Origin of the sequence: Vibrio hibernica, assembly GCF_015223435.1 — a bacterium.
In the GTDB taxonomy this organism is placed as follows: Bacteria; Pseudomonadota; Gammaproteobacteria; order Enterobacterales; family Vibrionaceae; genus Vibrio; species Vibrio hibernica.
Map to the genome: position 1 here is coordinate 1 of NZ_VHKO01000071.1, position 10345 is coordinate 10345.

Here is a 10345-nt window from a genome sequence, read left to right on the forward strand (position 1 = left end):
CAAATTTTTACATTAATCAAAAATAACAAAGAGCCTAAAGAGTAGTATAGATAAGATTAAAAAACTCTAAGGTGCAGAATCACTGTTTATACTGGCAACAAGCCCCATCCGAAGATGAGGCTTCCTAATATGGTCGGTGAAGAGCTGACTTTTAAATACTTGGGAACCCCCGACCCTCTGGTCCGCTATTTATTTCAAAATCGGATCCGCGACCAAACTACGCCATTTACTGAGATTGAAATACAAAAAAGCCCCATCCGAAGATGAGGCTTCCTAATGTGGTCAATGAAGAGCTGACTTTCAAATACTTGGGAACCCCCGACCCTCTGGTCCGCTATTTATTTCAAAATCGGATCCGCGACCAAACTACGCCATTTACTAAGATTGAAATACAAAAAAGCCCCATCCGAAGATGAGGCTTTCTAATCTGGTCGGTGAAGAGCTGACTTTCAAATACTGGGGAACCCCCGACCCTCAGGTCTGCTATTTATTTCAAAATCGGATGCGCTACTAAACTACGACATTTGCCGAGATTGAAATACAAAAAAGCCCCATCCGAAGATGAGGCTTTCTAATGTGGTCGGTGAAGAGCTGACTTTCAAATACTTGGGAACCCCCGACCCTCTGGTCCGCTATTTATTTCAAAATCGGATGCGCGACCAAACTACGCCATTTACCGAGATTGAAATACAAAAAAGCCCCATCCGAAGATGAGGCTGTCTAATGTGGTCGGTGAAGAGGGATTCGAACCCCCGACCCTCTGGTCCCAAACCAGATGCGCTACCAAACTGCGCTATTCACCGAGATTATTATTTCGCTTTAATTTCATCAAAACAGGAAACTCAAGGTTACCTTAATATGGGGTGGCTAACGGGGCTTGAACCCGCGACAACCGGAATCACAATCCGGGACTCTACCAACTGAGCTATAGCCACCACTGAATTTTTAAAGCCTTACATTACTGCAAGGCTTTTAAAAGTGGTCGGTGAAGAGGGATTCGAACCCCCGACCCTCTGGTCCCAAACCAGATGCGCTACCAAACTGCGCTATTCACCGAGTAATTTCTTTTGCTTCCAGATTTCAGACTTAGGGTCTCCCCTCTGGTCCGCTATTCCCAAAAGCCGGAGATGCACTATAAAACTGCGCTATTCACCGAGATTTTGTATTTCACTTCTTGATGGTTAGATCCGGGAGGAACTAACTGAAGTATTTCGCCCCGATAAAATCAGGACAGGAAACTCAAGGTTACCTTAATATGGGGTGGCTAACGGGGCTTGAACCCGCGACAACCGGAATCACAATCCGGGACTCTACCAACTGAGCTATAGCCACCAATGTTATCACCGATCTTCACTTTCTAAAGCATTCCAGAAATGGTACGCCCGAAAGGATTCGAACCTTCGACCTTTGCCTCCGGAGGGCAACGCTCTATCCAGCTGAGCTACGGGCGCATGCCCTATCGGCGGAGTGGAATAATACGGAGATCATACTTGCCAGTCTAGTGTTTTTTCAACTTTTTTTACTGTTTGATGTGTTTTTCTACAATTAAAGCCTCTATTTAACTATTTATGATGTGACCAAAGCCATATCACGACAACCTTATGGTTTCTCGCTCAAATTGAAAAGGGTATAATTACCGTCTATTTACATTTTTATAACGATTATTTTCTCTAACGTTAATGTCTATTGTCATTAATATTATTGCTGAGATAATTCGCGTATTCAGCAAAATATAACCTAAATAAAATAATAACATAGTGAGTTTATCAATATGATTCGCCCAATTTTAGTTCTCTTCACCGCAATATTAACTTTCTCAACTTTTGCTGCTGAATTTAGCCAAAGTGAGCGTGATGCCATTACCGAACGAATTAAACCGGTTGGTGATGTCTATTTGGCAGGAAGTGAACCTGTAAAGGCTGAACCTTCTGGCCCACGAGATGGGGCAACGGTATATGGTACATATTGTGTCGCTTGCCATGGTACGGGCGTAAGTGGCGCACCTAAAAAAGGGGATGCCACCGATTGGCAACCACATTTAGCCAAAGGTATGGACGTATTAAAAGATCATGCAATCAACGGTTTTAATGCGATGCCGCCAAAAGGTACTTGTATGGATTGTACTGATGATGAGCTGGTCGCAGCGATTAAAAATATGACGGAAGGATTATAATCTACTTAAACGTTGCCGCCATAAACACTCAAAGCGGCAACATTTTTATTTTCCAGTTAAGTCATATTGAATAATGATTATTACTATTTTTTAAACATTGCCCTTAAATTAGCGATATGACTCTGCCCTTTTTCCATTCTTTCTTCTGGTGTTTGTGTTTTTTTCTGGGCTTCCCATTCAACATCATCAAATGGCAATTCATCAATGAATCGGCTTTGGGTGGGTTTAAGCAATTCACCATATTGTCGACGCTCACGGCACATGGTAAACGTTAGCTCTTTTTGTGCGCGCGTGATCCCCACATACATTAAGCGTCGTTCCTCTTCAACGTTATCTTCATCAATGCTGGTTTGGTGAGGCAGTATTCCCTCTTCTGCACCCATTAAAAATACATATGGAAACTCTAGGCCTTTCGATGCATGTAAGGTCATTAATTGTACTTGATCGGCATCATCGTCGCCTTCTCCACGCTCCATCATGTCACGCAGTGTCAAACGCTGTACCACTTCTTTTAAGGTTTTAACTTCTTGATCATAATTATCACCTTCTAAGTCCGCAGTGATCCAAGAATACAAATCCGAAACATTCTTCATTCTCATTTCAGCCGCTTTCGGGCTGGCAGAGGTTTCATACAGCCAGTCCTCATAGTGAATATCACGAACCAGAGAGCGTAATGCTTCAACAGTATTGCCGCGTTCTGCATTATCGGAAATATTCACGATCCAATCAGTAAAGCGGCGCAATGATTCCAATCCCCGGCCTGAAAGATGCTGCTCTAAGCCAATTTCAAAACTCGCTTCAAATAAGCTCTTTCCACGCATATTGGCGTAACTGCCTAACTTCTCAAGCGTCACCGGGCCAATTTCTCGCTTTGGCGTGTTCACAATGCGCAAAAAAGCATTATCATCATCAGAATTCACCAACATACGCAAATACGCCATGATGTCTTTAATTTCAGCTCGCGCGAAAAATGAAGTGCCTCCGGATATTTTATAAGGCACACGGTTTTGCATTAATGACTTTTCAATTAAGCGTGATTGATGGTTACCTCGATATAAAATGGCGTAATCTTTATAATGCGTTCGATTGAGAAATTTATGAGCAATGATTTCACCCGTCACTCTCTCGGCTTCATGCTCCTCATTCTTCGCCATCAGTAATTTGAGTTTTTCACCATCAGGAATAGTAGAAAATAACGTTTTTTCAAATACATGTGGATTGTTAGCGATCAAAATATTAGCACAACGTAAAATACGGCTAGTTGAACGGTAATTTTGTTCCAGCATAATGACTTTCAATTGAGGGAAGTCTTGATTTAATAACACCAAATTTTGCGGCTTAGCACCACGCCATGAATAAATCGATTGATCATCATCTCCCACCACGGTTAAGCGAGCACGCTCTCCAACAATCAAACGCACTAATTCATATTGGCTGGTATTGGTATCTTGATACTCATCCACAAGCAAGTAGCGGATTTTTGCACGCCAACGTTCACGCACATCTTGATCCGTTTTCAATAACAATACGGGCATAGCAATTAAATCATCAAAATCTAATGCGTTATAAGCTTTCATCTGCTTTTGATACATACCAAAGCAATAGGCAAAAAGATGATCTTGTTCCGACTGCGCGCGCGCGGTGACTTGCTCTGGAGTTAGCATGTCATTTTTCCAATTGGAAATACTGCTCATTAACTGGCGTAATAAATCTTTATCGCCATCGATCTGCTCTTCCGTCAAATCTTTTAATAACGCCAGTTGGTCTTGATCATCAAATAGTGAAAAGCCCGCTTTCAATCCTAAAGATTTATATTCTCGACGAATAATGTTCAGGCCTAATGTGTGAAAGGTCGAAATCATTAAGCCTCGTGACTCTTGCCTGCCTAGCGTCTGCGCAACTCGTTCTTTCATTTCTCGAGCCGCTTTATTGGTAAAAGTGACGGCAGCAATATGACGCGCTTGATATCCACACTGTTGGACTAAATAGGCAATTTTATTGGTGATCACTCGCGTTTTACCAGAACCCGCTCCGGCAAGCACTAAGCATGGGCCCGCAACAAATTTAACGGCCTCGTTTTGTCTTGGATTTAATTTCATGGCATCTCACGCTTTTATGAATCAGATCACACATCAAATGTAACTAAACAATAATAAGTGTGATTATTAATGGAGAATTTTAAAGTTGATTATATAATGAATGAACGTTCACTCATTAATTATTAGGTTATGGTCGAGCAACACAACATGCAAAATACAGACAAACGACAACTTATCTTAGATACCGCAGAGCAGTTAATCGCTCATAGTGGGTTTCATGGCTTGTCGATGCATAAGCTCGCCAAAGAAGCGGGTGTTGCAGCTGGAACAATTTATCGCTATTTCGACGATAAGAATGATTTGGTCGAGTCCGTTCGTCTTCATGTTTTACAACGCGTTGCCACTATGGTCCAACAAGGTGTTGAAGATAATATGACGGTAAAAGACCGATTTATTCTTATCTGGAAAAATGTCGCTCATATTACCTCAACTAAAACTGAAATTGATATGATTTTAAATCGGATCCAATATGAAGCACTGCCGACAGCAAGTCGATGCAATACAGAACAAGAACGGTTAATGTTTTATAAGATCGAAAATTTATTTAATGACGGGAAGGCTCAAGGTATATTTAAGCCTCTCGATAACCATATTTTGGCCAGTTTAAGTTTAGATGTCAGCCTGGCTCTAGCCAGAAAGCATGTACTTGGCTGCTATACTATTACCGAATCTGCACTAGACTCCGCTATTTATGCGAGTTGGGATGCGGTTATTCAGCATTAATTTGTTGTTCTATCTCTAATTTTAATACTCGGAGTTTTAATAAAAAATGAAAAAGTGGACTTTCTTCATGTTGCTACTCGCCTTGCTGCTTTTCGGTAGCGTAATTGGTTTCAACATGTTCAAACAGCATAAAATTGCTGAATATATGGCTAATATGCCAGAACCCGAGTTTCCTGTTACCGTTCAAAAGATAGAGTCGTCTGATTGGATACCAACCATTGATGCCATTGGCTTTATTGAACCTTTACAAGGCGTGACTCTTACCTCGCAAGAAAGTGGGATGGTCAATAAAATTTCATTTGAATCTGGAATGGAAGTGAAAGAAGGCCAAATCCTGATTCAGCTTGATTCAAAAGTAGAGAAAGCTAATCTAAAAAGCGCTCAAGCTCGCTTGCCAGCCGCTCGTGCAAAATCAGAACGTTATGCCAACCTATATAAGAAAAGCTCAATTTCTCAAGAAGCATACGATGATGCTAAAGCCAGCTACCTATCTTTATCTGCTGATATCGAAAGCTTAAATGCTACGATTGAACGCCGAACGGTTACCGCTCCTTTTTCTGGTATTGTTGGTTTGCGTAATGTCTATTTAGGTCAGTTTATGCAAGTGGGTGATGACGTGACTCGCTTAGAAGACACCTCTGTGATGCGTTTACGTTTTACGGTTCCTCAAACGGATATCCGTAAGATCCATTTAAATCAAACCATCAATATTAATGTTGATTCTTATCCTGATACACCTTTCATCGGTAAAGTCAGTGCAATAGAACCTGCGGTAAATGCTCAAAGTGGTTTGATCCAAGTTCAAGCAGAAATCCCAAATAGTGACAATAAGTTACGTTCAGGAATGTTTGCTCGCGCCAGTATTGTACTGCCAACATTGAAAGCGCAAGTTTCTATTCCGCAAACGGCGATCACTTATACTCTGTATGGTAATAGTGTGTATGTCCTAACGGAAAAAGATGATGAAAAACGCGTAGAACAACGAGTCGTACAAACCGGAGAACGCAAAGCGGATATCGTCCATATTCTGGATGGTATAAAAGCTGGAGAAACGGTGATTACTACTGGCCAAGTTCGTTTAAGTAATCATTCCAAAGTGAAAGTGGTTGAAAGCGATGCAACAACCCCTCCCGCTCAAATCCCAATGCTGTAACCGGAGGCATAATGCGTTTTACTGACATTTTTATTAAACGTCCGGTTCTTGCGGTATCACTCAGCTTTTTGATTGCCTTGCTCGGTATGCAAGCTATTTTCAAAATGCAAGTACGTGAATATCCAGAAATGACGAATACGGTGGTCACGGTGACCACCAGTTACTACGGTGCAAGTGCAAATTTAATCCAAGGTTTTATTACTCAGCCTTTGGAACAAGCGATCGCACAAGCCGATAATATTGACTACATGACTTCATCATCGGTAATGGGTTCATCTACCATTACTGTGACAATGAAGCTCAATACTGATCCTAATAGTGCCCTATCGGATATTTTAGCTCAGACTAACTCAGTACGATCTCAACTTCCCAAAGAGTCTGAAGATCCGACCTTAAGTATGTCTACAGGCAGCACGACATCCGTGCTGTACATTGGCTTTACTAGTCAAGAGTTAGAATCAAGTCAGATCACGGATTACTTAGAACGAGTGGTCAATCCTCAGCTATTTACCGTTAATGGTGTATCAAAAGTCAACCTGTATGGCGGGATGAAATATGCCATGCGTATTTGGCTTGATCCTGCAAAAATGGGGGCGTTTGATTTAACCGCAACCGATATAATGTCAGTACTCAATGCTAACAACTATCAATCTGCTGCGGGTCAAGCAACAGGTGAGTTTGTGTTGTATAACGGCAGTGCTAATACACAAGTATCCAATGTGGGTGAACTAGAAAAATTAGTTGTCCGTTCCAATGATGGCCAAGTTATCCGACTCGGTGATATTGCCAAAGTCACACTCGCTAAAAGCCATGATACTTATCGAGCCAGCGCTAATGGAGCAGAGGCTGTAGTTGCGGCCATTGATGCCTCTCCAACAGCAAACCCAATTAACATTTCTCATGATGTTCTTGAGTTGCTACCTGAAATCAAGAAAAACCTACCAAGCAATATTAATGTGCAGGTAATGTATGACTCAACGGTCGCAATCAATGAGTCAATTAGCGAAGTAATCCATACAATTTTAGAAGCGGCTGTTATTGTATTAATCGTTATAACTTTATTCTTGGGCTCATTCCGTGCTGTCTTAATTCCAATTATCACTATTCCACTATCATTAATTGGCGTGGCAATGGTAATGCAAGTTATGGGATTCTCATGGAACTTAATGACTCTTCTTGCCATGGTATTAGCAATCGGTCTTGTGGTCGATGATGCTATCGTGGTTCTTGAGAACGTCGATAGACATATCAAGTTAGGAGAAACCCCTTTCCGAGCCGCGATTATTGGGACACGAGAAATTGCCGTTCCAGTTATTGCTATGACCGTTACTCTAGGCGCAGTATATGCTCCGATTGCCTTAATGGGCGGGATCACCGGTTCTCTATTTAAAGAGTTTGCATTAACACTCGCAGGTGCCGTATTTGTTTCAGGGATCATAGCATTAACGCTATCACCAATGATGTGTTCGAAAATGTTAGTGGAACATGCCAAACCAAGCCGATTTGAACAAATCGTTCATAGTGTTCTGGATCGCATGACTAACCGCTATGACCGCATGCTTCATGCCGTTATGCAACGTCGCCCTGTTGTGATTGCTTTTGGTGTGATTATTTTTATCAGCCTACCAATTCTATTTAAGTTTATTCCAAGTGAACTTGCGCCACCTGAAGACAAAGGCGTTTTGGTATTGATGGGTACTGGACAATCTAATGCCAACTTGGATTATCTGCAAAACACCATGAATGATGTGAACAAGATTCTAGTGGATCAGCCTGAAGTTCAATATGCACAGGTATTCACGGGCGTTCCATCATCCAACCAAGCTTTTGGTATTGCTTCTATGAAAACGTGGAGCCAGCGTGAAGCTAGCCAAGCGGAAGTGACTAACCGTGTCGGACAATTGGTAAAAGATATCCCTGGTATGGCGGTTACTGCTTTCCAAATGCCTGAATTACCAGGTGCTGGCGGTGGTTTACCGGTTCAATTTGTTATTACAACACCAAATAGCTTTGAAAGCTTATTTCAAGTCGCAAGTGATGTGTTAACAGAGGCGTCAAAGAATCCATTATTTGTTTACTCAAATCTTGATTTGAACTTTGATTCCGCCACGATGAAAATTAATATCGATAAAGATAAAGCTGGCGCTTATGGCGTCACCATGCAAGATATTGCGGTGACTCTTGGTACTATGATGTCTGATGGCTACGTCAACCGTATTGATTTAAATGGACGTTCTTATGAAGTGATCCCTCAAGTTGAACGGAAATATCGTTTAAATCCAGAATCAATGAATAACTACTATGTTCGCTCGGCTAATGGTGATGCAGTGCCTCTGGGAAGCTTAGTTGATATTGACGTTATCGCTGAGCCAAGATCACTACCACACTTTAATCAACTTAATTCTGCCACTATCGGGGTGGTACCTTCACCAACAACCTCTATGGGTGAAGCCGTTGATTGGTTTGAAACTATAGCAGCGGAGAAATTTCCACTAGGCTATAGCCATGATTACTTAGGTGAATCCCGCCAGTATGTCACCGAAGGTAATGCTTTATTTGCAACCTTTGGCTTAGCATTGGCGGTGATCTTCTTAGTTCTTGCTATTCAATTCGAATCACTACGAGATCCGTTGGTTATTCTTGTTTCTGTTCCTCTTGCGATTTGTGGCGCTTTAATCTCCTTATCATGGGGCGCTGCAACGATGAACATCTATTCACAAGTCGGTTTAATCACCTTGGTTGGTCTAATAACCAAACATGGTATTTTGATCTGTGAAGTCGCCAAAGAAGAACAGTTACATAACGGCAAATCAAAAACTCAAGCCGTCATGGAATCGGCGAAAATTCGTTTACGCCCGATCCTAATGACGACAGCGGCAATGATCGCAGGGTTAGTCCCATTACTCTATGCAAGTGGCGCAGGCGCGGCGCAGCGTTTCAGTATTGGTATCGTTATTGTTTCTGGCCTAGCCATCGGAACATTGTTCACTTTGTTCGTATTACCTGTAATTTACAGTTATTTAGCAAGTGAACATAAACCGCTGCCAGAGTTTGATGAAAGCATCCCAGCTATCGAAGAACCAAAATAATAAAATGAAGTGCTAAATAAAAAACTTAATATGAAAGGCTGCCTCTGGTAGCCTTTTTCATTTAATCTTAACGACATCCAGTATTCTTTTACATAGAATAGGCACAATTAATTAGGAGTTAACCGAATATGTTTGATGCAAAAAAATTAGAGCAAATTGCGAAACAGATACATGAGTCTATGCCAGCTCCAGTTAAAGACCTTGGCTCAGATGTTAATAAGAAGGTTCAACAAGTTATACAAGGTCAGCTTAATAAACTAGATGTCGTATCTCGTGAAGAATTTGATGTACAAACTCAAGTGCTATTACGCACTCGTCAAAAACTCAATGAGTTAGAAGCAAAATTCGCTGAAATTGAGAAAAAGTTCAATAATCAAAAATAGTCTAATGTCAGTACCCATCGGCCTGGTTCATAATAATCTATGCTGAATTGAAGCTTTCCAAAGTTTTGAGACTCTTCCTGTTCGCTTAAGTGCTGGTTATGGCAAGTCAAAACTTGCATCAGGTATTATGGATGGGCCTTTTGCCGGTATTGAAATTCAACTTCTCTCCTTCTTACAATTGACAGGTGAGTATGATGCTACGGAATTTAATTCCAGCGTAAAGCGATGACACCCGAGGGGTTTCTTCCTTATCACATCCAAGCTAGCGTTGATTATCAAGTCTATTCTACTCGAGAAAGTGACGATAAGAATATCTGGGGCGTAAGCGTTACTGCTCCATTAGTGGGTTATAACGATACCCAACCTTATCAAAAAACACATAAAAACATTGACCCTAAACAGCAATTACAATCAGAATTATCCGCCTCTGAAGTGGCGGGTTTAGCTCAACTTACCCACCGGTTGAAACAAGAAGGCTTTATTAATATCCAAGTGGGTAAAGCCGATAATAAAATTGTTATCGCGCTCGAAAACCGCCGTTATAATCGAAATCAAATTGATGGTGCTGGGGTTGCATTAGGGATCATAACCGCGAATGCTGGACAAGCATTAGCTGAGGACTTGGGTATTAAAACCCAAAATACCAATATTGAAATGGTAATGCTCACCAATGGCATTCCAATGTTATCCATTTCAACTGATGCAGAATGTTATCGGCAGTTTTT

Annotated in this window: 5 protein-coding genes, 5 tRNA genes and 2 pseudogenes; 6 read left to right on the forward strand and 6 right to left on the reverse strand. The window is 41.4% G+C overall.

All coding sequences use genetic code 11. From position 1 onward, the window contains the following. Nucleotides 1-726: 726 nt before the first annotated feature. The 5 genes from FH976_RS14585 to FH976_RS14605 form a co-directional block, all read right to left on the reverse strand. Nucleotides 727-803 (reverse strand) — tRNA-Pro (locus tag FH976_RS14585). 56 nt (nt 804-859) lie between these two features. Then, nucleotides 860-935: transfer RNA gene (locus FH976_RS14590), tRNA-His, on the reverse strand. A 44-nt stretch (nt 936-979) separates the two neighbouring features. Beyond that, nucleotides 980-1056, reverse strand: a tRNA-Pro gene (locus FH976_RS14595). Nucleotides 1057-1256: 200 nt separating this feature from the next. Next, nucleotides 1257-1332, reverse strand: a tRNA-His gene (locus tag FH976_RS14600). Between the two features lie 42 nt (nt 1333-1374). Beyond that, nucleotides 1375-1451: transfer RNA gene (locus FH976_RS14605), tRNA-Arg, on the reverse strand. Between the two features lie 314 nt (nt 1452-1765). On the opposite strand from FH976_RS14605, the gene FH976_RS14610 reads away from it, so the two are divergent. Next, on the forward strand, nt 1766-2173 hold the full coding sequence (locus FH976_RS14610; RefSeq protein WP_194091537.1) for a c-type cytochrome: 408 nt from the start codon (nt 1766-1768) through the stop codon (nt 2171-2173). Nucleotides 2174-2256: 83 nt separating this feature from the next. Here FH976_RS14610 and rep read toward each other — a convergent pair whose 3' ends face one another. Next, nucleotides 2257-4272: a DNA helicase Rep gene (gene rep, locus FH976_RS14615; RefSeq protein WP_194091532.1), complete on the reverse strand. Its 2016-nt coding sequence runs from the start codon at nt 4270-4272 to the stop codon at nt 2257-2259. A 147-nt stretch (nt 4273-4419) separates the two neighbouring features. On the opposite strand from rep, the gene FH976_RS14620 reads away from it, so the two are divergent. The 5 genes and pseudogenes from FH976_RS14620 to FH976_RS14640 all read left to right on the forward strand — a co-directional run. After that, nucleotides 4420-4995 (forward strand): TetR/AcrR family transcriptional regulator, encoded by a 576-nt coding sequence (locus FH976_RS14620; RefSeq protein WP_228767462.1) that lies wholly within the window; start codon nt 4420-4422, stop codon nt 4993-4995. Nucleotides 4996-5041: 46 nt separating this feature from the next. Beyond that, nucleotides 5042-6148 carry an efflux RND transporter periplasmic adaptor subunit gene (locus FH976_RS14625; protein WP_194091534.1) on the forward strand — a complete coding sequence of 369 codons (1107 nt, stop codon included), beginning with the start codon at nt 5042-5044 and terminating at the stop codon, nt 6146-6148. 11 nt (nt 6149-6159) lie between these two features. Next, nucleotides 6160-9207, forward strand: a pseudogene (locus FH976_RS14630) (multidrug efflux RND transporter permease subunit); the annotation flags it as partial. 158 nt (nt 9208-9365) lie between these two features. Next, entirely contained in the window at nt 9366-9620 is a 255-nt protein-coding gene (gene ubiK, locus FH976_RS14635) for a ubiquinone biosynthesis accessory factor UbiK (protein WP_194091536.1), read from the forward strand. A gap of 225 nt (nt 9621-9845) precedes the next feature. Beyond that, nucleotides 9846-10345, forward strand: a pseudogene (locus FH976_RS14640) (YjbH domain-containing protein); the annotation flags it as partial.

Coding starts and splice junctions, on each gene's coding strand:
- rep (WP_194091532.1), bottom strand. CDS start 4,272: ATGAAATTAAATCCAAGACAAAACGAGGCCGTTAAATTTGTTGCGGGC.
- FH976_RS14620 (WP_228767462.1), top strand. CDS start 4,420: ATGCAAAATACAGACAAACGACAACTTATCTTAGATACCGCAGAGCAG.
- FH976_RS14625 (WP_194091534.1), top strand. CDS start 5,042: ATGAAAAAGTGGACTTTCTTCATGTTGCTACTCGCCTTGCTGCTTTTC.
- ubiK (WP_194091536.1), top strand. CDS start 9,366: ATGTTTGATGCAAAAAAATTAGAGCAAATTGCGAAACAGATACATGAG.